Here is a 20,872-nt window from a genome sequence, read left to right as displayed (position 1 = left end):
TGGTGAACGCGCATGGACGGCAGGCAGGCCCGGCACTCCCGCAGAGGAGGTGACCGGTTGCCCAAGTGCGATCAGGAAAGGACACTCGCGATGCGGGCTGCTGTACTCGATGCCATTAACACCGTCCGGATCCGCGAAGATGTCACGACAGTGGAACTGGAACCCCACGATGTGCGCCTGCGCATGCATGCAGCCGGAGTGTGCCGGACCGACCTCTCGGCCGTAACCGGAGCCTGGCCCACGCAGCTGCCGACCGTGCTCGGCCACGAAGGCGCCGGTGAGGTCATCGAGATCGGCCGCGACGTCACCAACGTGAACGTCGGCCAGCGCGTGATCCTTGCGGCACTGGCCGGCTGCAACGCGTGCTTCTTCTGCTTGAAGGGCGAGGAGTTCCTGTGTGTGCGCAACGACCTGGAAGGCGGGGAACTGCCCAAGTTCCAGGTAGCGCAAACCCCGAGCTACGGCATCGTCGGACTCGGGACATGGGCCGAGGAGATGGTGGTTCCGGACCGCAACGTGGTCGCGTTCGATGAGTCGATCCCGTACGAGATTGCCTCACTTGTCGGCTGCGCGGTGATGACCGGCGTCGGGGCCGTGATCAACACGGCCAAGGTCGAGCCGGGCGCCTCCGTCGTCGTCATCGGCGGCGGCGGCATCGGCTCCGCCTCCATCCAGGGAGCCCGCCTGGCCGGAGCCGGAATCATCATCGCCGTCGACCCCGCCGTCGGAAAGCACCCCCTCCTCAAGCAATTCGGTGCAACGCACACGGTCACCCCCGAGGAAATCGACGCCGCCAAAGCCCGGCTCACCGGCGGATACGGCTTCGACTACGCCTTCGAGAACGTCGGCCGCCCCGAGACCATCCGGGCAGCCTGGGACGCCACCCGCCGCGGCGGCACCGTGATCGTCACCGGGCTGGGCGGACCGACCACGCAGGTCCCCTTCAATGCCCACGAACTGGCCATGGACGGCAAGCACCTGATCGGCAACGTAGGCGGCTCCGTACACTCAAGCCGGGACTTCCCCCGGTACCTGGACCTCTGGCGCCTGGGCAAGCTCGACCTCGAAGGGCTCATCACCGAGAGGATCGGCCTGGACGGCATCTCCGACGCGATCGATGCCCTCAACAACGGCGCAGACGTTTCCCGGCAGGTCATCGTGTTCGACTAAGAACTGACCAGACGGCCACCGGTCCGCGCCCGTGTGAACCATGCACCGCGCGCCGACAGGCCGGCCGGACCGAAGCCCCCCGGCCCGCCCCCGATCCCGGCCTGGCACCCGGGCCTGTCCGCCCCTTCCCTGAAAGGACCACCTACCGTGAAACACCACGCTCAGAAAATCACCATCAATCCCGGCCCCGGAACCGGCTGGGAGTCCGTCCAACGACAGCTCGAAAGCGCCGCCGAAGAAGCGCGCCGTGCAGCGATGGCAGACAAACGCCACGGAATCCTCGTCACCCGCCACCGACAGGACACCTTTACCGTCGCCGTCAGCCCGGACGTGCCCTACGGAATGACCTACGAACGCGAAGACCGCACCCCGGTCCGGTAAGGAATTACCGCGGCATCCGCCGCGATAACCAAGACCCACCTGAAACCCGGAGGCCCCCGCCGCCACCTCCGGAGACGGACGCTTCCCCCAGGAAACACCGGACTAATCAACGTGCCGTGTTTTCCCAGCGCCCGTTCCGCTGGCCATTGCCAGCACCCGGCGCCGGAGCGGACCTGCCCCCAAGGTCCGCTCCGGCGCCGGTACATCACGTAGCTAAGGACTGAACATCGAGCGAAACGGATTCAGCATTTCCGGCCGCACCGGAGGCCGGTCCTCCACCGCGACACGTTCCGGGCGCCCGCTTTATGCGGCGGGTTTCTTTGCCGTGTCACATTTCGGGCCGCTGCGGTGTGGTCTCGCAGACGGGAGAACGTGGTGATACGAAAGCATCATCGCACCGATCATCCGCACCTCCTGACTAACCACTTTTCCGCCGTAAGGAGCAGCATCGTGCCCCACCATGACCCGGGGAACGGCCGGTCTCCCGCCTTGAGACGATTTGGAACCCTTGGAACATGACCCCCATGAACATGAAGCTGCGCGTTGGAGTCGTCGGCGCCAGCCCCGGCAAGAGCTGGGCGACACGTTCGCACATTCCCGCCATCACCGCTGTACCAAGCCTCAGACTGGAGGCGGTCGCTACTTCTTCGGCGGAGACGGCAACAGCGGCTGCGGCGCAGTTCGGAGCCCGGCACGCCTTTGTAGGAATCGAGGCGATGGCTGCGTCGGAGGACATCGACCTCATTATCGTCGCGGTCAAGGTACCCGCCCACCGGGACCTGGTCAGAGCCGCGCTCAACGCAGGCAAGCATGTCTACTGCGAATGGCCTCTCGGAAAGGATCCGACCGAGGCAGCACTCATGGCGGCAGAAGCCAACGGTGCCCCGGGACGCACCGCGATTGGTCTTCAGGCCCGCTCGAGCCCCACCATCCGATATATGCGTGACCTCATCTCCGCGGGCTTCATCGGCGAGGTCGAAAGCTGCTCGGTCACAGCATATTCCCAACGCGGCGCCGATCCGGTTGTGGACGCGAAGCGCTACCTGTTCGATAAGGATGCCGGCGCTAACCTGCTCACCATTGAAACCGGGCACCTGCTGGATGCCCTCTGTTTCCTGCTCGGGGAACCCGAAGCGATGAGGTCGTACGCCCCACTACGCCGGCGACTGCTGGCGGGCGCGAACGGGGCCCCCTTCAGACCCAATACCGCTGATACCCTCACTGCCACCATGATTATGGATTCCGGGGCGCCGGTGTCCCTACATCTGGCACAAGGCACCCATGGCCTGTTCCAAACCGAACTGTGCCTTCTCGGCTCCGACGGCGCGCTCCGGCTCCAGACAACGGCACCAGGCGGCATCCAGATGGCCCCGCTTGAACTGTACGGCGCCGGCACGACGACGGAGCCCCTCAGACCGCTCACGGTCCCGGCCAAGTACCATTCCGTAGCCGAACCGGGCCTCCCCTCGGCCGTGAATGTTGCAGAGGCCCTCGATGCCTTTGCCCGCGATATCCACGACGGCACCCATACAGTCCCGGACTTCGAGGATGCCTTGGTCCGTCACCGCAGTTTGGAGCGCATGCTCACGTCGCCAATGTTCGCGTCCCATGAAATACCCGACGTGTCAGAAGGAGTCCGTTCACCATGACGTGCTCCTTCCGCCAACAGGCGGGTCCCGGTAACACCCCTTGGAGAACATGATCATCAATGCTTTTGTGACTTCTACCGGGGCAGGCAACCCCGTCATCGAGGACACCCTGATGTGGCTTGACTGCGACATCTGGGCCGAACACGACGCCGGCAACCACCTCATCGTCCTGGGCAAGGTCAACGAGATGAGTCCGTCGGACTGGCACGTCCATGAGCCTCTCCTGTGCTTCAAGGGGAAGTACCGCTACCTCCGCCCGGAAGAGGAAGTCGCCTGACAGGCCCGACGATGCTGCAGCGCCAGATAACGCCAGATAAATGGTGTGGATTGGCCCTTCCTGAAACCAGGTAGTCGTTGACCACTTGGTTTCAGGAAGGGCCCGCCCCGTCACCGCGGCGCCGTTGCGCAAAGGCGGTCTACCCCGGTAGCAGGGCCGTCGCTGGAGCACCAAAGAACAAGAAATGAGCACCATCGAGGCATCCCTCGGTCTCGGGTTCCCCCCCCCCCCCCGGCGCCTCAACCGATATCCCCGCGGCGAACACCGTTATTGCCGCCGTCATCGAGTGGCGGGGCAGAATCGCACTGTTCAGAAGGAGATCACGTTTTTGGCCACCACGACGGCTATGCCTGACGCCACCGGTCACCCCACAACCGTCCGGCCCGACAGGCCTGAGCTGCCGATCGGGCCGCTCCAGGTTAAGCCCATCTCCTGCGCCTGGCGCACGATTCTCAGGAATGCGGTCCCCGCAGCCGAACGGGACCGTACAGGAAGCCGGGTAGCATGAAAGCAGATGCAACGACCGGTAAAAGCAGCGCTGGCACACTAAGCGTTGCCAACTGGACAGCCCTGCGTCCACACGATTCGGTCACGCTTCGGTATGAATCGGGGCTGGAGCAGGCCGGATTCATTGACGAGGTCTCGGACAAGGGGGATGTCCTTTGGATCAAATATTCCGGACTGGAGCTTCGGAAACTAGTCCACAAGACTGAAGCAGTCCGGATCTGGTTTGATCCCGGTACATACGAGGACCCACGCATCGCGGCGCTGGTGCAAACGCCCGCAAATACCTGCGACTAAATTCGGTTGCCGACACTTCCCTCACGCTCGCTGCCCGGCTTCCCCATGTCCTGCCAGCGGGTCCCTCACCGCGACAGCTCCCGGGGACGACGTCGACGATCATGTCGCAGTGGTGATACTTCAGGTGCTTTAGCCTAGGATCTCGACCAGGCGTCGGTTGCCTAACCGGAGCCCGTTCCCAGAGAAAAGAGACACCGCCATGCCCAAACCGATTCTTCTCGTCCACGGCGCCTACACCGGCGCATGGATCTGGTCCCACGTCGTCACAGACCTCGCGCGCCGCGGATTGCAGGTCAACACCCTCGATCTGCCGAGCCGGCGAGCCGGCGCATCCCTCGCCGACGATGAGCAGGCAGTTCGCACGGCACTGGCCGAGCTTGACGGCCCAGCGGTCCTCGTCGGCCACTCATATGCCGGCATGGTTATCACAGGCGCGTCAGCGGAAAATGATGACGTTGCCTCGCTGATCTACGTCTGCGCCGCGCTCCCCCGTGCCGGCCAGTCCGTCGCAGACATCAGCGGCAGCGATCCCGAACCTGGCGGCACCTTGGAAGTCGACATGCTCGACGACGGAACCGGATCGATGAACCCGCAGAGCGCACGCAAACTCGTGTACAACGACCTGTCCGACGAACAGTTCGCATGGGTCGAGCGGCAGCTTGGCCGCCAGGCGCTGGCACCGCTGACCGAGTTACCTAGCGGACTTGGTTGGCAGCAGCATCCCTCCGTCTACGTGGTATGCACTCAGGACCGGTCGTTCTCCCCCCGACTGCAGCGGAGCTTTGCGGAACACACCACGTCCTCGGTCGAGCTCGACAGTGCCCATGCACCCATGGTGAGCAAACCCAACGAGCTCGCCGAGGTCATCGCGCGCGCCGCGATAACCTGATCCCCGGAACGCCCCGAGGGCCGGACACTCAGATGCATGGGTCGCCGCGACGACGGCCAGTAGAGGTCTCATAAGCCGGTCCTCCACCGCGACACCCTGCGCCCGCTCTCCCGCCGCGAAAAATCCCATACAGATACTGGTCTCTCGGATTCGTGTCACTTTAGGAGTTATTTTGCACTTATTTTAAGTGCTATTTTGCACTATAAGTAAATATAAAAAAAGCCCAATTTTTCAACATTAAATTGAGAAATCGGGCTTTTATCGTTAATATGAAAAAGTGTCCGCGCAAACCCATTATGTGATTGAAATTTATCCATATCTTTATTCTCCTGCTGCCAGGAGTTCTTCCGCTCCTCGGCAGAAAGCAGGCCGCGCAGGTACGCCACCGCGTTCGCCCGCGGCTCGGACCGGGCGAACCGCGGTCCGATCAGCTCACCGATTTCCTCAAGCCCGTCCGCCCACACCTGCACCTCAGCCACACAAATATCATCACCCATCGACAACGATTAACACGGCAGCGGGCAGAAATGCCGTTAAAACGCCGGCGCAAGCAAAATAAACGCGACTGTAGTACTAGAGGTCGGTTATGTTGCCAATGCCATTGCTGCATGCCAATTCCGGCCCGTAAGCAGCCGCAGGGGATTGAAATCCTCGCTTAAAATCGCCTTGCAGGATCCGAGCGGCAATCTCAGCAACCATCTCACCGGTGTAGGCATAGCCGGAGGTCGTCCGGATCGTTGAACGGAAAACGTTGCCGTCTATATCGGTTACCTCGGCCGAAGCAAGCGCATAGGACTTTTTCGTTTCCTCGTCGGTTCCTCCCTCCGGCAGTGCGTCGATTTGCTCTGGCGTAAGTGGTGGACCTGGTTCCACGCCTGGGTCATACCCATAAACAGAGATATTCGGAATGCCTGTTGATTTCCACGTAGTAATGACATCAGGTAGTGGCCAAATTCGATACGACTCAGTTCCCAGGCCAACATCATAGCTAGTCATCGGATCATCAATAGTTACTAGCTCTCCATCACGACGAACTAGATTGCCGAGTGCGGCAAATTGGGCAGCTGTTCGCAGACTGCCACGTGTAGGCACAAGATCTACGTGTCGAGCGAAGAGTCGGATGCTTTGCGGTTGATTTGCACGACGAGCTGTATGCAGACCGATACAGTCTGTCGGAACAATATCCCACCCTGCACCGGGCATTAGCATAATACCTGCTTGAGCAGCTGCGTCACTCACCTCTTCGGCATAGCTGAACACGCCGACTTCGCCAGTAATATCAAGATAGTGACTGCCAACCGAAATACATGCATCAATCAATGGTTTCGCTGTTTTATTAAACGGTCCAGCAGCGTTGACCACGCCATCGATGCCCTCTAAATTTTCTTTTACCTGGTTGGCATCGTCGAGGCCGAAGTTACGCCATTCCATACCTAACTTCTCTGCAAACTGTTGCAAGGCTTCTGTGTTTCGACCAGCTAGAACTGTATCGATGCCCCTTTCTTTTGCTGCGATGGCAATTTTACGGCCAGTGTAACCATACGCTCCATAAATAAGAATTTTAGACATTAAAATAACCCCTTTCAATTTTGTTTGTATATTTCTTGTGATTCGACCAAGAAGATCGCATGGCTCGTGGCGGCCCTTTCTTTCGAGATTGGGCGCCAGTTTGCTTGTGCGGAACCCTGTCAATTCCTTTGAGTTTCAGCCTTGCGGCCGTACTCCTTACCGGTAAAGGGCCGGCCATCATCAAGACACCGCTGCGCCCGCCCCGACCTCCACCACAGTTGCTCAAGGCCCCGGGGCTTAGAACCAGCACTCGGCAAGCAACTGCAGTGAGCGGTCCCTCACCGCCGGGTCGTACGCGTAGGTGGTGATGATGAGCTCATCGGCACCGGTGCGCTGCACAAACTCCTCCAGCTGCGCCTTGGCCTTGTGCGGGGAACCCACGGCCTTGATCCGAAGCATGGGCTGGTTCCCTCCGCCTTGCCCGGCCAGCGTTGCCGGATCCATCGGAGGCTGGATCTTGCGACTCCGACCGTGCTGAACGTCCATGAACATCTGCTCCACCACGGTGAATTCCCGCTCGGCCTCCTCGTCCGTGTCGGCAACGAGGACGTTAATGCCGGCCATCACGTAGGGCTTGTCGATCTGTGCGGTGGGGGCCTCGGTGGTGAACGCCTCCCGATACACCTTGATGGCGTCATCAATCTGGTCGGGAGCGAAGTGTGAGGCAATCGAGAACGGCAGTCCCAGCTGCCCGGCGATGAACGCGCCGTTGACTGTCGATCCGAGAACCCAGATGGGGACCTGCGTTCCGGCCGAGACCGCGGACTTGATCGCCGTGCTGTGGGCGGTACCGGTTTCGCTGAACCAGCCTTGCAGGTCGTAAATGCTGCCGGCGAAGGCCTGTGGGTCGGAGGAGGAACGGCTGAGCGCCTGGGCGGTCATCATGTCCGTCCCGGGAGCCCTGCCCAGCCCCAGATCGATCCGGTCACCGTGCATGGCGGCCAGGGTCCCATATTGCTCGGCCACCATCAGGGTGGCATGGTTGGGCAGCATCACCCCGCCTGAGCCAACGCGGATCCGCTCTGTTACCGAAGCCGCCTGGGAAATGAGCAGCGCCGTGGCGCTGGCAGCGAGGTTGGGGGTGTTGTGGTGTTCGGCAAACCAGAGCCGGTGATAACCAAGCCGGTCGGCGAGACGGGCCGATTCCATGGTGGCGGCAATGGATTCCCGGGCGGTGGACCCCTCGGAGATGGTGACCAAGTCAAGGATGCTTAGAGGCACAGACAATTTGGGAGCTCTTCCTTACGTTCATGGAATGTGGATACATTCACTGGTGTCAGCTGGGCTGGTAGCCTGTCTCGATGATCGTGCGGATCGCGGTCAACGCGGCACCGTCCAGCGCCCCTGTTCCCTTGAGCCAGGCGATGGAAACCGCGGCGTGGACCAGGTCATTACCACTGAGCGTGGTCCGGGCCAGCCCGGCGGCCTGAGCCCTCCTCACGTACTCGTCGGTGGTCGCGATGAGGCGGTCACAGGGCACGGTCAGGGGGTTTTCGGGGTCGCGTTCCCTGGCTGCAGCCATCAGGGGTTCCGGCAGCCCGCTGAAGGCACAGAAGTAGTCCTCCAACGCCCGCATCCACTGCTGCAGGGCATCCCCGGGATCATCAACCTGGGCGATTTCCGCACTGCGGGCGGCAAGTTCCTCGGATCGCGTCTGCAGCACACCGGCCAGCAACGCCTCCCTCGTCGGGAAGTGCCGATAAAGGGTCCCCGCCCCGACACCGGCTTCCTTGGCAACCGCATCCAGCGATGCCCCGACCCCGTGAGCCAAAAAGTGGTTCTGGGCCGCATCCAGGATGCTCGCACGGTTACGCAGAACGTCGGACCGGGGCTTTCGCTCCTGCTGCCCTATGCCACTCATCGGCTCCTCCACCTCGCTCACTGCGGTTCTTTTGACAATATGGAGACTACCTCCGTATTGTTCAGAAGGGAAACGGACACGTTCTCCGCTTACCTTTTTGTCTATCCCGAGGAGCACCATGACCGACCCCCAGATGCTGTTGGGCCTGATGATCACCAGCGGCTACGGCGTCCAGCCTGGAGCGTGGCGCATGCCCGGAGTGAATCCCACAAGTTACACGGACATGGACGTCTTCGTGCGCTACGCGAAAGCAGCCGAGCGCGGCAAAATGCAGCTGCTGTTCTTCGCCGACACCCCGACGCTGGACGTGGACCTCAATGACCAGCCCCCTCACTTCACGATGGATCCCCTCCTGACCCTGACGTCCATCGCCCGGGAGACCGAGCGGATCGGCCTGGTAACCACTGCCTCGACGACCTTCAACGAGCCCTACAACCTCGCCCGTCAGTTCAAGGCCCTTGATGTCATCAGCCGGGGCCGGGTCGGGTGGAACGCCGTCACCACTTCCCATCCAGCTGCCGCCGCGAACTTCGGAAGCCCGGTTCCTCCCCGCGCGGAGAAGTACGAACGCGCCCATGAGGTAATCCAGATTGTGCAGGCGCTATGGGGCAGCTGGGAGGAAGACGCCTGGACTCTGGACGTGGCCGGAAACCGGTTCGCCGACATGGACAAGATCCAGCCAATCAACCTCCAAGGACGCCATGTAGCCTCCCGCGGCCCGCTGCCCATCCCGCCTTCCAGGCAGGGCCAGCCGGTCATCTTCCAGGCCGGCGGAGGCGCCAACGGGTTGGAGCTGGCCGGCCGTTATGCCACGGGCGTCTACACCAACCCCTTCAGCATCGAGGAGGGCCAGGCCCAACGCGCTGCGTTGCGGGCCGCCGCCGAACGCGCCGGCCGCGACCCGAACGAAATCAAGATGTTCGCCGGCTTCATGCCAAGCATCGCCTCCTCTCACCGGGCCGGCCTTGATCGGCGCCGCCGGCTCGACGAATCCATCGACCTGGACCAGCGCGTGCGCCACCTCGGAGCCATGCTCGGCCTTCACCTCGAACCGCACCAGATCGACCAGACCCTCTCCGCCGACCAGCTCGCCCAGGCCCACTCCAGTCCCTTGGATCCGCGGTCAGCCCGTGCCCTGGAAGTGGCCCGGGAGGGCTGGACCCTGCGCGACGTCATCGCCCATGGAGTCATCGACTACCACCCGGTCGTGACCGGAACCCCCACCGACGTGGCCGACCACATGCAGGACTGGTTCGAGGCAGGGGCCTGCGACGGATTCACCCTGGCCATCGACAGCTACCACGACGGTATAGACGCCTTCGTCGATCAGGTCGTCCCCATCCTGCAAGAACGCGGCTTGTTCCACCGCGAGTACGAAGGTTCCACCCTCCGCGAGCACCTCGGAGCACCCCGCCAGTACGGCACTGACTCCCGCCTGTCGGAGCCTCGCCGCTCATGACCTTCACCGCTCAAACTCGCTCCACCACGTAACGCGAGCCGGAAAACCTGCCTGAACGAACAACTCCGTTACCTGCCCTTCGTGCTGCCCGGGATTAATGAGGTGTGGTGACTGCTCATGCAGGTAAAGGAGTCGGGCGAGGCTACGCCGCTCGCCGAGTACATCGACCGCATGACCGAGGACACCTACGGCATCGGCTGGGGCGCGATGTTCGGGCGACCCTCGACCGACTACGGGCGTGAGACGGAAGAGAAGTTCCTTCCGCAGGACTCCCATCGCGACTACGAAAATAACCTCCACGCAGGAGAACGGAGCTGCTAATGAGCGAACAGCTGGATTTCAACGGACGAGTGGCGATCGTCACCGGCGCAGAGCAGGGAATGGGGCGTGAGCATGCCAAAATGCTTGCCTCCCGCGGGGCGCGCGTCGTCGTCAACGACCTCAACGCGGCCAATGCTGCCGCTGCGGTGGCCAAGATCACCGGCGCCGGCGGCACAGCGGTGGCTGACACCCATAACGTGGTCACCGGCGCGTCCGACATCGTCCGGAAGGCGCTCGATGCGTTCGGGCAGCTGGACATCGTCGGCGTCGCAGCCGGCCGCGTGGCAATCGCCGGCATGCCGCGAATGAAGGTCGAAATGCCCACGCCAGAGGCCTGGGCCGACAGCGGGGATGCGCTCACAAAGGACGGCGAACTGCGTCAGTTCCGCAACGCGAGCGAGTCGTTCCGCGACCAGATGATGTACCTGGCGCCCGAGCTCGACGCGGTGCTCCCCGATGCAGCGGACGTGTCGAGGTGACCGCGATGTCTGTAACAGAGAAGGAAGCACAGGTCATGATCCAGGACAGGCTTTGCGGTTTCGATGCCGATCCGATGATCGTGCGTCAAACGTTCGCGCAGTTTCCTTCGGGCGTTGCGGCACTTGCAGCCGACATCGACGGCGCGAAGCACGCGATCGTCGCATCGTCCTTCATGGTCGGTGTGTCCCTCGAACCGTGCCTCGTCGCCGTCGCGGTGCAGAAGACGTCCGAGACATGGGACCAAATCTCGAAGGCCAGCCGCCTCGGCGTCTCAATCTTCGGGAAGGGGCAGGGCGGGCTCACTCGACAGCTCGCCAGCAAGAATCGCGCCGCGCGGTTCGAGCAGGTCGCCATCGAGGCCAGCGACGACGGAGCTGTCTTCATCGACGGGGCTGCGCTGTGGCTCGACTGCTCGATCTCTTCGGTCTCGGAAGCCGGCGATCACTGGATGGTACTGCTCGAAGCGCACCGGCTCGGTGCCGGTGAGAACGAGCCGCTCGTCTGGCACGGCTCAACGTTCCGCGAGCTCGCGGATCCTCCTGCAGCCCGCGCCGCGTAACGGAATCGATCCCATCAACTCCGCGCCGCATCGTCGGTGCACCGGAAGAAAGAGGTCCCCATGGGACGCTTGGACAACAAGGTCGCCATCATCACGGGCGCAGCAGTCGGCATGGGTGCCGAGCACGCGCCCCTGTTCGTCGAGGAGGGCGCGAAGGTCGTCATCACCGACCTCAACGAGAAGGACGGTCATAGAGGAAGGCGTGTCATGAAACGTTGGCAAGCGGCGGAGTTCGGCCACATCGAGCAGGTCCTCCGGCTTGAGGAGGTTGAGATGCCGGTACCCGGAGCGGCTGAGGCACTGGTGCGGGTGCTAGCGGCAAGCGTCGCTCTTCCTGACCTGATGATGGTCCATGGCGAGTATCCACTGGTGCCTGCACCGCCCGTTTCGCCGGGTCAGGAGGTCGTTGGCATCGTGGAGGTGGCAGGCGACGGGTTCCCGCACCCGACGGGGACGCGGATCGTCGGCTTCAGCCGGTTCGACATCGGCGTCGGCGGGCTGGCCGAGTACACGCTCGTCCCGGGGCAAAGCGCGATGCCCGTCATGGATGACCTCAGCGACGAGCAAGCCGTCGGGTTCCTCGGGTCCTTCCATGTCGCACACATCGGGCTCCGACACCGCGCCAATCTCCAGGCCGGAGAGGTGCTGCTCGTCCTCGGTGGGGCCGGCCGCACAGGGTCCGCCGCGATCCAGATCGGAAAGGCCATGGGAGCGACGGTGATCGCAACCGCCCGCACCGAATCGAAGGCCCGGTTCTGTAAGGCTCAGGGAGCGGACCTCGTCATTGATCTCAGCGCTCCGTCCTCGAGAGCGGACATTGCGGCGTTGACGAACGGTCGCGGCGTTGACGTGGTCTACGACACCGTTGGCGGGCAGGCGTACACCGATGCCACCGCGGTCCTCGCGACCCCGGGCGCGCGGGTCCTCATCGTCGGGTTCGCAAGCGGCACGGCAGCTCGCCCCGACGCTCAGGACATGCTCTTCCGCGACTACTCGGTGATCGGCACCCTCCCGTCGTTCCGTGACGACACCGAACGAGCCCACACGGTCAGCGCGCTCTCCACCATGCTGGCCGCCGGACAGATCAACCCGCCGGTGACCTCCGTGCACGCCTTCGAACACGTACCCGAAGCCATGACCCGGCGCGCTGCTAATGCCTCAGGACAAACCGTTGTGAGGGTTGCGCCCGATGCACACCCAGCAACGTCTCAATAGCTGATACGCTCCGCGTCTCGTAAATCGTGCCGAAACTCCTGCCCCATAGTCGCGTTCGGAAACAGCTTTCGAAACAATTCCAGAGATGAGCACGGACGATGACCGTCCCGCAAGCCGGTCCTCCAGCGCGACACCCCAGGTCCCTCCCCACGGCTGAAAAAATCTCATATAAATACTGGGAACTCAGATTCGCGTATACCCCGCCCGCAAAAAAGCCCGTTGAAGGTAGCCTAAACGCTACAGTTACCTCCATGACCGCCCACATCATCGGCTACGCCCGCGTCTCCACGAACGAGCAGGACCTCACCGCCCAGCGCAACGGCCTCGCCGCCCTCGGCGTACCCGACGACAGGATCTATACCGACCACGGACTGACCGGCACCAACCGCGACCGGCCCGGCCTCCGCGAGGCCCTCGCCGCCGTCCGCGCCGGCGACACCCTGGTCATCACCAAGCTCGACCGGCTCGCCCGCTCCCTGCCCGACGCCCGCGACATCGTCGAAGAACTCACCAAGAAGAGAGTGAAACTGAGCATCGGCGGATCCGTCCACGACCCCACCGACCCCGTCGGCCGGCTCCTCTTCAACGTCCTGGCCATGGTCGCCGAATTCGAATCCGACCTCATCCGCGCCCGCACCCGCGAAGGCATGCAGGTCGCCAAGGCCAAAGGCCGGCTCCGCGGGAAGCAGCCCAAACTCTCCAAGAGCCAGGAGGCCCATCTTGTCTCCCTATATAAGGGAGGCCAGTACACCACCGCCGAGATCGCCGAGCTCTTCAAGGTCGCCCGCAGCACGGTGTACCGAATCGTGCAACGAACGCCCTAGGGCAGACCGGCAGTATCTGCGCCAGGAACGTGCATAAAATTCAATCCGGGTGTGGCCGCCATGCTCGGCCGTACTTGTCCGGGAAGGGCCGATCGCAAAGAGGTTCAGTTTCGAACAGCATAAACACGGCACTGCCCGGGGGCGCCTCTAACTCGGGCACTCCCGGGCAGCCACCTCACATGTGCTTAGAAACTGGCCATCTCCTCAACAGGTTCAGGGGATGCCTGCTGCCCGTTCTTCATCTGCTTGGAAATTTGTAGGAACTGATCCAGGAACAGCTGCTGATCAATACCAAACAGGCAAATGTCCGCTCCCTGCTCCAAGGTTTTTTTGGCATTCTCCACATTTGCTTCCGGCCACGGAATTGCCATGGTAGGAATGCCGGTCTTTTTCGAGATTTTCAAGACTTTCTCAAAGGCTTCCATAATGTACGGGTGGTCCCAGTCCACACCTTCCCCGTATTTTGCCTGCGACTGGGCTAAATCGCCCCGTCCGAACCAGACCGCGTCGACCCCTGGTTTCAGTTCTGCGAAAATCTCTTCCGCATTGTCAATCGCTTCCGGATCTTCGAGGAGGGCGATCAGGGATGTGTTATTACTGTGGTGGTTCAGATAGTCGCCCCAGCCGGGCGTGGAATAGTTCGCTGCACGGATTGATGGGCATGAGCCGAGGGTCCCCTCGGGTGCGTACCGGAGCGAGCGGACAGCCTTCCTGGCGTCGTCTGCGTTCTTGATGTGAGGAACGATCACGCCCTGTGCACCCGAATCTATTGATTGCTGTATCAGGGCGGAGTCGTTTTTTGCCACCCTGACCACGGTGGTTATGCCGGCAGCGTCAGCCGCGCGGATGCAATGATCCATTGTTTCGACATTGACGCGGGTATGTTCCATGTCCAGCATGTAGAAATCGAAATCAGCGTATGCCAGAAGCTCGATGATGGATGGACTGTATGTATATAGCTCCACGCCTAGTGGTACTTGTCCGTTTTTCAGTGCGTCGAGAATTCGATTGCGTTTAGGATGGAATGTCATTTTTTAGCTCATTTCTGTGGTGCTGGTAAACGTGTGAGGCGCATTTTCTGATCCCGGGTGTTCCTCAAAAAACTGGTTGTTCTTACGCATGTGGCTCTGGCTATCACCTCCAGATAGGCCTGTTGTAGCCGCGAGCATAAACCCGTTGCCGGGCGATGTTTGCGGGGAAATATGTGCGGCTTACGTCCGCGGGCGGCGGTTGTGTCCGCCTTGGGCATCGCCGTTGCTGCTTATGCCGAGAAAGTCATTCCCACAAGAAGCGGTGGGTTTGGCTCAAGGATTTTTCATCGGCGGGAAGCACGCTCCAGCAGGGGGCGGCAGTCGTTGACGATCCGACGGCAGTTTCTGGTGTACATGAGGGCATCGGCGTCGTACATGATGAGACCTGCCCCCAGATCGATCAGATGTTGGACGGAGTCCAAGGGCGCATCATCGATCACGGGCATCGCCAGGACAGCAGTGTCGGTGCGCTTCGCCACGTCCATGACATGGTGGAACGCGTCCAGCACCACCTGGTCTGCGAGGCCTCTGGCACCGGCTCCTAAACATTGCCCCATGTCACCTCCGCCGAAGCCGATGACGTCTATGCCGGGGATGGAGCAGATCTCCTCGACCTCATCCAGGGCTTCCTTGTTCTCGATGATGGGGATGAGCAGTATCTCTTCTTCGACCCACTTCGTGTACTCCTCCCACGACTCGTCGGAGAAGCGTGCCGCGCGCGTTACCGAGCACATTCCACGCCGGCCCTTCGGCGCGTACATGGTGGCTTCCAGCGCAGAACGCACCTCGGCAGCAGATTTGACCTGGGGTACGACGACGGAAGCCGCTCCGGTCTCCAACACACGCAGAATATTCGAATCGGTGTTCTCCGGAACACGGACGATGGGGGTCAGACCGACACCCTCGGCAGTTCTGACCATGGCCTCGATTTCGGAGAAACCGAAAGGGGTGTGCTCCGTGTCCAGTTGCACATAGTCGAACCCTGCCCAGCCTGTCATCTCCAAAAGCCGGTGGCTGCCGCTCATGAACTCCATGCCCAAGGCGACCTTGCCTGAACGCACCATTTCTTTGAGTTTGTTCTTTTCACGCATCACTTAATTCTCTTTTCCGGCATCATTGTCGGGCGGTGTAACCCTGAGAGCGACACCATGGCGTATTTCATGCGGCGGTAAGCGGGTTGTCTACATCGAATCGAGGGAGCTCGGCCGCCACCGGAGGATCCGCTTTTCAACCTTGAGCAGGAGCACATCGGCCACGTACGCCACGACCATGACGATGATGACGGCGATGAAGACGTCCCGCAGGTTCAACAACCCGGCGGCTGAAGCCATCATGAAGCCCAGGCCGCCTTGCCCGGCGATCATCTCCGCAACGACTGCGCCGCCGAAGGCGTTGCCCAGGCTGATGCGCAGGGCAGCGAGCAACCAGGGCAAGGAGCTGGGAATGACGATTTTCCGCAGCAGCTGCCGCCGCGATGCCCCCAGCGTTCGGGCCATCACGATCAGGTCCTTGTCCACACTCTCGATACCGCTGATGGTGTTGACCAGGAAAATGAAGAGGCAGATCACGAAAACCATGACGATTTTCGAGGGCGAACCGATTCCAAACCAAACGATAAACAGCGGAATCATGGCCAACCGGGGCACGGCGTTGAGTACACCGATGAACGGATTCAGGACGAGCAGTAAATTGCGGGACCGTGTCAGCACATACCCCAGCGCGATGCCTACCACCATGGCGGCAAGCAGGCCGGCCAGGGCTTCGTACAGTGTGACGCCGATAGCGGCCCAGCCATCAGCCGTGCTGAGAAATTCGACTGTCCCCGGGATGATGGCGCTGGGCTTGCTGATCCAGAACGGGTCTATGATTTCCGTCGTCGCGACAAGTTCCCACAGGAGCAGGAAACCAGCGGCGATGGCTACGCGGTAGAGAAGTAACCGCGTGGTATCGAGGGGCTTGGCTGCCTGCTTCTTGAACTGACGTGAAGATGCAATGCGCTTTTCCGCCGTTGCCGTCATGCTAGTTCCTCCTGCACAGAGACTTCCGGGCTCAAATCGGACCAAAGACCGCTGAACAACTCCTGCGCGACGGGATCGAAGCGGGTCTCGGTCAGGGAACGGGGTCTGGGAATGGGAACCGAAACGACCCGTTTGATGGTTGTCGGCCGGGCCGACATCACGATGATCCGGTCCGCCAGGGTAATGGCCTCCATCAGATCATGGGTGACAAACATGACCGTGGACTTGCGAATATCACGCAGCCGCAAAAACTCCTCGGCCACCAGGACCTTGGTTTGAGCGTCAAGGGCACCGAATGGCTCGTCCAGCAACAGGATGTCCGGATCGTTGACCAGCGTGCGTGCCAGCGCCGCCCTCTGCCTCATCCCGCTGGACAGTTGTGACCTGAATTTCTGCTCGGCGTCTTCCAGGCCGACCGCTTTCATGACTTCCCTTGCCCGCTCCTTGGCTGCCGGGTCCCCCCTGAGCTCCGGGCCCAGGGCCACATTATCCAGCGTTGTCCGCCAGGGTATGAGCGCGTCATGGGCGAACATGAAACCGACACCGGAATCCGGGTCCACGCCGGCGACTTCCTGCCCCTTCACGCTTACTGTCCCGGAAGTAGGCTTCAGGAGTCCGGCGACCATGTTCAGCAGTGTGGACTTTCCGCAACCGCTGGGGCCCACGATTGCTACGAACTCCCCGCGTTGGATCTCTAGGCTGACGTCGTCAACGACGTGCATGTCAGCACCGTCGCGGGAGTTTGCCCCAAATATCTGGCTGACGTTCTCGATCTTGATGATCGGTTTCCCCGCCGTATCGCCGAAGGCCGACCCGTCCTCTAATACGTCTTGTTCTGTCATTGGCTTTCTCCGTAGGTTCCAGTCATTAGAAACACGAACTGTGCTGCCGCTCCCGCGGCATTATGAAGGTGCGTCACTTGGGGTTGGGCTCAGCCGCAACGCCCGAAACGATGTCCTGGTACGGCTGCACCGTGAGGCCATACAGCTCGAAGGCCTTCGAGACCTTTTCTTCGGGAATGTCGATGTTGTACCCGGACCGCATGCTGGCGATCATCTTGGCAATGACTTCGTCATCCGCATCAAGATCCAGATTCTTTTTCGTCAGATCAACGAGATAGCCCTGGTCGGTTGATTCGTCCTTGACCAGCTCGATACCCCGCTTCATGGCCGTAGCCGCGTTCTGGATCCGCTCTTCGTCTGCGACCTCAGCCTTTGCAACCCACCCGTCATAGATGAATCCCTCAAGGTCCGCCTGCTTCATGACGGCCTCGTCCCGTAGATCCAGGCCTATGTAACCGGCGTCCATGGTTTCGCTCAGCATGGTCGTATCAGGTTCGTTTGCCATAGCTGCGTCCAGCTGATCAGACACCATCTGTGGTGCCATCTGGGTGCCGGCCTGGATGATCTCGACGTCACCTTCATTCATGCCGGCTTCGGCAAGCAGGTGCTTAAGCGTCAGGTAGCTGCTTGAGCCGATGGAGGTGACACCGATCTTCTTGCCCCTAAGTGAATGGATCACTTCAGGGAAACCGGTGCCTTGCTTGATGTCGTCCTGACCGTTTCGAATGAGGATCGAATAGGGCATCGAGGTGTAATTGCCGGCCACGAACTTCAAGGGAAGCCCCTTTTCATTTGCCGTAGCGACCGCCTGAATCGAGAGGTCGGTCATGTCAAAGCTTCCGCCTGTCAATGCTGCAAGCGTCTCGGAGCCGCCACCACGTACTGTCGTCGTCTTGAGTTCGACGCCTTCTTCTTCAAAGAAGCCCTTGTCCTGTGCAACCCACATCGGTAGGTAGAGTGCGAGGTTGGGGATGAGTCCGACGTTGACGACCTCCAGTTCCTCTCCGGCCTGTGCACTGGAATCACTTGCACACGCACCGAGCGTGGCGGTCATACTTATCGCGACTACCGCCGCGAAGACTCTCCTGCGGAACGGTCCGGTCAAGTATTTTTTCCCTTATTGCTCATCTTCAGATTCCTTCTCTCCGTTGAGATCTGACGGCCTTAGGTATTGGCGACGAAATCGGGGCGTTGACCTGCGCGGTGTTGCCGAGCAGTAGTCACCGCCGCTGGCCAACTCATGGATGATGACGTTCGGTTTCTTTACCCCCCCCGCCACCCACTGCCACTCGGGCGGGTGGTCCACCCCAACTTGACTGTGGATACACCGTATACAGTGGATGTAAAGTAGGTCAAGGAAAAATTGTGATGGGCACCACAGTTTCGTCCACACGATGATTTCATGGAGTAATAAACCGTGGGGAAACCCACCCTTGTCAGGAAGAAGGCTGCATGGTAACGGCGCCAGTCCACGATGCCCGCCCACTGGCCGTGCGGGTGTATGACCGCATCTGCTCGGACATAATCAACGGCACTTTGCCCGCGGGAACACCTCTAGTGCAGGAGCAGATCGCCGCCCAGTACGGCGTCTCGCGGACGCCGGTGCGGGACGCGCTGACCCAACTGTCCATGGAAGGCCTTGCCACCCTGGTTCCTGGTCGCGGATACGTAGTCAATGACCTCACTGACCAAGACGTAAAGAACCTGTACGAGGTCCGCTACACGCTCGAGGCGTTAGCCGCCAGGCAGGCCTGCGGCCACCATACATCTCAACAGCTTGTGCGGCTGCGCGCCCTCGTTGATGAATATGAAACCGTAGACCCCTCCGACGCCGAGGAACTCTACCGGCTCGGACTCAAATTCCATACAGCGCTCGTTGAACCGTGCCCAAACCAGTACCTGCAGACCATGCTGGCCGGCATCTGGGTTCATCCGATCCAACGCCGGATCAACATGACGTACAGCCAAGGCCCCGATCTCCAAGCCAAAGTAGCCCGCGACCACCGCAGGGTCTTGGACGCGCTGGCAGATAATGACGCTGAGACCATGGTGGAACTGCTCCACGGCTGCTTCCATGTCCCCCACGGACAGGGCGCAAATTAACAACCCCGGCGCCACCATGCACTGAGCCGGCAGCGACAAGCTGGGGGGTCTCGTTGGCACAGAAGCCTGAGCTTCTGATAGCAGCCCATACCTCTGTTCGCTGTCCGCTAGTACCGTCCATTACCTGTCGCAGTAAAGGTAGATTCCATTCTCCTTGCAGTAAAGGGCCGTGAGACACGTTGATGCGACAGGAGGAAAAGGCAGAGGTCGGCGTTCGATCAACCCGAACTGTGACTAGCAGCGATAAATGGCCTTATTTTTGCAGTGCTATTTGGCCGTTTCTCAGGTCCCGATGAGCAGGGCGGCATGGGCGGCGTCGGCGGTAATGGTGGTGAGCCGGGCTGATGTCGCAGATACGCCAGAATAAGTGAGGGGAAGGACTGCCCCGAGAGCCAACAAACTCGGTGCAGTCCTTCTTGTGATCGGTCGTTCATAAGACACCTGCGCGGCCGGCCGCCGGCACGGTGTGGATCGCAGCGATAAGTGGCGGCGTTTTCGCAGCGCTACTTGTCACCCTTCAGCCCGCAAGGGGATCCTTCACCGGACGCTCGTAAACCGATCTCCCACCACTGCGGCCGCATTGCCAAGTGGCGGTCCTAGACACCCGCTGTGCCTCAGCTGCCTCGTCTGTCTCGGTCAATGATGTCGAGTGCGTGATCGTAATTCATCGCGAGGGTCGGCAATCCCATGTCAAGCCGTCGTTGAGCCACATGGATAACCGAAATGCTTGTGTTCCTGCTTATCCGGACCATGGGGAAGCCCTCTTCGACAACTTCCCAGTGGGAGCCCGAGATGGTGTGAGTGAGAACGTCTCCGTAGAACATGCCGATGGCCGTAGGGAATTCCGCTAGGTTCCTCTTGGCCTCCGGGGATCTCAATCAAGGAATCAATTACGACAAGGCCATTGCGCGAGCGTGGAAGGGCCACCTCCTTCCCGCGGCAGTAGTCGAAGAGCTCGTCGTAGCCCCCGACGTTGGTCGGCAGAGGCGAGGGTTTATCGGTGGCAGGCTTGTACTCCGCATATCTCCGGGCCATCCCAGCAGGCAGTGATTGAAGCGGCTCTTCGCTTTCGTCCCGGGCAGGCATGCCGTCATGCTACCCGGCCGTGGTCATGGAGCAGCACCGCCTATAGACCGGGATCAACGGGCACTGCAGTGCCGGTTGCGGATGTCTATTCGGGGCCTCCCAACTAACAAATGGGATCCTTGTACCGGGCAGCAGACCCGAACGGTACGGGGCGGGCAAGGAATGCATAACGATGCTCTCAACTTGCCCGCCCCGTGTTACTGGTGTTGCTCTGGCCGTCTCAAGCTGTCCGACGACCAGGTGTTACTGGTGTTGCTCTGGCCGTCTCAAGCTGTCCGACGACCAGGTGTTACTGGTGTTGCTCTGGCCGTCTCAAGCTGTCCGACGACCAGGTGTT

General features: G+C 61.1%; 22 protein-coding genes and 1 pseudogene. 13 read left to right on the top strand and 10 right to left on the bottom strand.

The window, feature by feature from the left end; all coding sequences use genetic code 11:
• Positions 1 to 90 precede the first annotated feature (90 nt).
• The 6 genes from AC5RWU_RS20610 to AC5RWU_RS20585 all read left to right on the top strand — a co-directional run bounded on the left by AC5RWU_RS20610 (position 91) and on the right by AC5RWU_RS20585 (position 5,167).
• Positions 91 to 1,170 carry a zinc-binding dehydrogenase gene (locus AC5RWU_RS20610; RefSeq protein ID WP_494037181.1) on the top strand — a complete coding sequence of 360 codons (1,080 nt, stop codon included), beginning with the start codon at positions 91 to 93 and terminating at the stop codon, positions 1,168 to 1,170.
• Between the two features lie 147 nt (positions 1,171 to 1,317).
• Positions 1,318 to 1,551, top strand: coding sequence for a hypothetical protein (locus tag AC5RWU_RS20605; protein WP_494037180.1), 234 nt, complete (start codon positions 1,318 to 1,320; stop codon positions 1,549 to 1,551).
• 515 nt (positions 1,552 to 2,066) lie between these two features.
• A complete protein-coding gene (locus tag AC5RWU_RS20600; RefSeq protein ID WP_494032875.1) occupies positions 2,067 to 3,200 on the top strand; it encodes a Gfo/Idh/MocA family protein in 1,134 nt (377 codons plus the stop codon).
• 67 nt (positions 3,201 to 3,267) lie between these two features.
• Positions 3,268 to 3,477, top strand: a complete 210-nt coding sequence (locus AC5RWU_RS20595) for a flavin reductase (protein WP_494032876.1) — start codon at positions 3,268 to 3,270, stop codon at positions 3,475 to 3,477.
• Positions 3,478 to 3,981: 504 nt separating this feature from the next.
• Complete coding sequence (locus tag AC5RWU_RS20590) at positions 3,982 to 4,278, top strand: hypothetical protein (RefSeq protein ID WP_494032877.1); 297 nt, start codon at positions 3,982 to 3,984, stop codon at positions 4,276 to 4,278.
• Between the two features lie 199 nt (positions 4,279 to 4,477).
• The gene (locus AC5RWU_RS20585; protein WP_494032878.1) at positions 4,478 to 5,167 is read left to right on the top strand and encodes an alpha/beta fold hydrolase; all 690 of its coding nucleotides are present in this window, start codon (positions 4,478 to 4,480) and stop codon (positions 5,165 to 5,167) included.
• 332 nt (positions 5,168 to 5,499) lie between these two features.
• On the opposite strand, the pseudogene AC5RWU_RS20580 reads toward AC5RWU_RS20585, so the two are convergent.
• The 4 genes and pseudogenes from AC5RWU_RS20580 to AC5RWU_RS20565 all read right to left on the bottom strand — a co-directional run.
• Positions 5,500 to 5,664 (bottom strand): annotated as a pseudogene (locus AC5RWU_RS20580) (IS701 family transposase); the annotation flags it as partial.
• Positions 5,665 to 5,740: 76 nt separating this feature from the next.
• Positions 5,741 to 6,736, bottom strand: coding sequence for a saccharopine dehydrogenase family protein (locus AC5RWU_RS20575; protein ID WP_494032879.1), 996 nt, complete (start codon positions 6,734 to 6,736; stop codon positions 5,741 to 5,743).
• A 237-nt stretch (positions 6,737 to 6,973) separates the two neighbouring features.
• Complete coding sequence (locus AC5RWU_RS20570; RefSeq protein ID WP_494032880.1) at positions 6,974 to 7,963, bottom strand: LLM class flavin-dependent oxidoreductase; 990 nt, start codon at positions 7,961 to 7,963, stop codon at positions 6,974 to 6,976.
• 49 nt (positions 7,964 to 8,012) lie between these two features.
• A complete protein-coding gene (locus AC5RWU_RS20565) occupies positions 8,013 to 8,618 on the bottom strand; it encodes a TetR/AcrR family transcriptional regulator (RefSeq protein ID WP_494032881.1) in 606 nt (201 codons plus the stop codon).
• Positions 8,619 to 8,715: 97 nt separating this feature from the next.
• Here AC5RWU_RS20565 and AC5RWU_RS20560 point away from each other — a divergent pair, with 97 nt between their 5' ends.
• The 6 genes from AC5RWU_RS20560 to AC5RWU_RS20535 all read left to right on the top strand — a co-directional run bounded on the left by AC5RWU_RS20560 (position 8,716) and on the right by AC5RWU_RS20535 (position 13,455).
• Positions 8,716 to 10,056 carry an NtaA/DmoA family FMN-dependent monooxygenase gene (locus AC5RWU_RS20560; protein WP_494032882.1) on the top strand — a complete coding sequence of 447 codons (1,341 nt, stop codon included), beginning with the start codon at positions 8,716 to 8,718 and terminating at the stop codon, positions 10,054 to 10,056.
• A 117-nt stretch (positions 10,057 to 10,173) separates the two neighbouring features.
• Positions 10,174 to 10,377 carry a hypothetical protein gene (locus AC5RWU_RS20555; RefSeq protein WP_494032883.1) on the top strand — a complete coding sequence of 68 codons (204 nt, stop codon included), beginning with the start codon at positions 10,174 to 10,176 and terminating at the stop codon, positions 10,375 to 10,377.
• Entirely contained in the window at positions 10,377 to 10,856 is a 480-nt protein-coding gene (locus tag AC5RWU_RS20550) for an SDR family NAD(P)-dependent oxidoreductase (RefSeq protein WP_494032884.1), read from the top strand. Before AC5RWU_RS20555 ends, AC5RWU_RS20550 begins: the two co-directional genes overlap by 1 nt.
• 5 nt (positions 10,857 to 10,861) lie before the next feature.
• Positions 10,862 to 11,416 (top strand): flavin reductase family protein, encoded by a 555-nt coding sequence (locus tag AC5RWU_RS20545; protein ID WP_494032885.1) that lies wholly within the window; start codon positions 10,862 to 10,864, stop codon positions 11,414 to 11,416.
• Between the two features lie 60 nt (positions 11,417 to 11,476).
• Positions 11,477 to 12,631: an NADPH:quinone oxidoreductase family protein gene (locus AC5RWU_RS20540; protein ID WP_494032886.1), complete on the top strand. Its 1,155-nt coding sequence runs from the start codon at positions 11,477 to 11,479 to the stop codon at positions 12,629 to 12,631.
• A gap of 251 nt (positions 12,632 to 12,882) precedes the next feature.
• Positions 12,883 to 13,455, top strand: a complete 573-nt coding sequence (locus AC5RWU_RS20535; protein WP_494032887.1) for a recombinase family protein — start codon at positions 12,883 to 12,885, stop codon at positions 13,453 to 13,455.
• A 185-nt stretch (positions 13,456 to 13,640) separates the two neighbouring features.
• Here the strand turns inward: AC5RWU_RS20535 and AC5RWU_RS20530 are convergent, their stop codons facing one another.
• The 5 genes from AC5RWU_RS20530 to AC5RWU_RS20510 all read right to left on the bottom strand — a co-directional run bounded on the left by AC5RWU_RS20530 (position 13,641) and on the right by AC5RWU_RS20510 (position 18,400).
• Positions 13,641 to 14,486 (bottom strand): HpcH/HpaI aldolase family protein, encoded by an 846-nt coding sequence (locus AC5RWU_RS20530; RefSeq protein WP_494032888.1) that lies wholly within the window; start codon positions 14,484 to 14,486, stop codon positions 13,641 to 13,643.
• A 284-nt stretch (positions 14,487 to 14,770) separates the two neighbouring features.
• Complete coding sequence (locus AC5RWU_RS20525) at positions 14,771 to 15,577, bottom strand: HpcH/HpaI aldolase family protein (protein WP_494032889.1); 807 nt, start codon at positions 15,575 to 15,577, stop codon at positions 14,771 to 14,773.
• A 90-nt stretch (positions 15,578 to 15,667) separates the two neighbouring features.
• Positions 15,668 to 16,504 carry an ABC transporter permease gene (locus tag AC5RWU_RS20520; RefSeq protein WP_494032890.1) on the bottom strand — a complete coding sequence of 279 codons (837 nt, stop codon included), beginning with the start codon at positions 16,502 to 16,504 and terminating at the stop codon, positions 15,668 to 15,670.
• Positions 16,501 to 17,346, bottom strand: a complete 846-nt coding sequence (locus tag AC5RWU_RS20515; protein WP_494032891.1) for an ABC transporter ATP-binding protein — start codon at positions 17,344 to 17,346, stop codon at positions 16,501 to 16,503. Before AC5RWU_RS20515 ends, AC5RWU_RS20520 begins: the two co-directional genes overlap by 4 nt.
• 73 nt (positions 17,347 to 17,419) lie before the next feature.
• The gene (locus tag AC5RWU_RS20510) at positions 17,420 to 18,400 is read right to left on the bottom strand and encodes an ABC transporter substrate-binding protein (RefSeq protein WP_494032892.1); all 981 of its coding nucleotides are present in this window, start codon (positions 18,398 to 18,400) and stop codon (positions 17,420 to 17,422) included.
• 398 nt (positions 18,401 to 18,798) lie between these two features.
• Between AC5RWU_RS20510 and AC5RWU_RS20505 the strand changes: the two genes are divergently transcribed.
• A complete protein-coding gene (locus AC5RWU_RS20505; protein ID WP_494032893.1) occupies positions 18,799 to 19,449 on the top strand; it encodes a GntR family transcriptional regulator in 651 nt (216 codons plus the stop codon).
• Positions 19,450 to 20,063: 614 nt separating this feature from the next.
• Here the strand turns inward: AC5RWU_RS20505 and AC5RWU_RS20500 are convergent.
• Positions 20,064 to 20,327, bottom strand: a complete 264-nt coding sequence (locus AC5RWU_RS20500; RefSeq protein ID WP_494032894.1) for a DUF6278 family protein — start codon at positions 20,325 to 20,327, stop codon at positions 20,064 to 20,066.
• Positions 20,328 to 20,872 lie beyond the last annotated feature (545 nt).

This window comes from Arthrobacter sp. B0427-1-12 (genome assembly GCF_059092905.1).
The sequence above is the reverse complement of the archived record's forward strand: the minus strand, read 5'-3'. Positions and strand labels throughout refer to the sequence as shown.

Excerpts from the sequence above, each read along its gene's own strand:
- AC5RWU_RS20560 (WP_494032882.1), top strand. The coding sequence starts at position 8,716 with ATGACCGACCCCCAGATGCTGTTGGGCCTGATGATCACCAGCGGCTAC.
- AC5RWU_RS20545 (WP_494032885.1), top strand. The coding sequence starts at position 10,862 with ATGTCTGTAACAGAGAAGGAAGCACAGGTCATGATCCAGGACAGGCTT.
- AC5RWU_RS20540 (WP_494032886.1), top strand. The coding sequence starts at position 11,477 with ATGGGACGCTTGGACAACAAGGTCGCCATCATCACGGGCGCAGCAGTC.
- AC5RWU_RS20515 (WP_494032891.1), bottom strand. The coding sequence starts at position 17,346 with ATGACAGAACAAGACGTATTAGAGGACGGGTCGGCCTTCGGCGATACG.
- AC5RWU_RS20555 (WP_494032883.1), top strand. The coding sequence starts at position 10,174 with ATGCAGGTAAAGGAGTCGGGCGAGGCTACGCCGCTCGCCGAGTACATC.
- AC5RWU_RS20600 (WP_494032875.1), top strand. The coding sequence starts at position 2,067 with ATGACCCCCATGAACATGAAGCTGCGCGTTGGAGTCGTCGGCGCCAGC.
- AC5RWU_RS20510 (WP_494032892.1), bottom strand. The coding sequence starts at position 18,400 with ATGACCGCCACGCTCGGTGCGTGTGCAAGTGATTCCAGTGCACAGGCC.
- AC5RWU_RS20550 (WP_494032884.1), top strand. The coding sequence starts at position 10,377 with ATGAGCGAACAGCTGGATTTCAACGGACGAGTGGCGATCGTCACCGGC.
- AC5RWU_RS20610 (WP_494037181.1), top strand. The coding sequence starts at position 91 with ATGCGGGCTGCTGTACTCGATGCCATTAACACCGTCCGGATCCGCGAA.
- AC5RWU_RS20590 (WP_494032877.1), top strand. The coding sequence starts at position 3,982 with ATGAAAGCAGATGCAACGACCGGTAAAAGCAGCGCTGGCACACTAAGC.
- AC5RWU_RS20585 (WP_494032878.1), top strand. The coding sequence starts at position 4,478 with ATGCCCAAACCGATTCTTCTCGTCCACGGCGCCTACACCGGCGCATGG.
- AC5RWU_RS20505 (WP_494032893.1), top strand. The coding sequence starts at position 18,799 with ATGGTAACGGCGCCAGTCCACGATGCCCGCCCACTGGCCGTGCGGGTG.
- AC5RWU_RS20520 (WP_494032890.1), bottom strand. The coding sequence starts at position 16,504 with ATGACGGCAACGGCGGAAAAGCGCATTGCATCTTCACGTCAGTTCAAG.
- AC5RWU_RS20535 (WP_494032887.1), top strand. The coding sequence starts at position 12,883 with ATGACCGCCCACATCATCGGCTACGCCCGCGTCTCCACGAACGAGCAG.
- AC5RWU_RS20525 (WP_494032889.1), bottom strand. The coding sequence starts at position 15,577 with ATGCGTGAAAAGAACAAACTCAAAGAAATGGTGCGTTCAGGCAAGGTC.
- AC5RWU_RS20575 (WP_494032879.1), bottom strand. The coding sequence starts at position 6,736 with ATGTCTAAAATTCTTATTTATGGAGCGTATGGTTACACTGGCCGTAAA.
- AC5RWU_RS20530 (WP_494032888.1), bottom strand. The coding sequence starts at position 14,486 with ATGACATTCCATCCTAAACGCAATCGAATTCTCGACGCACTGAAAAAC.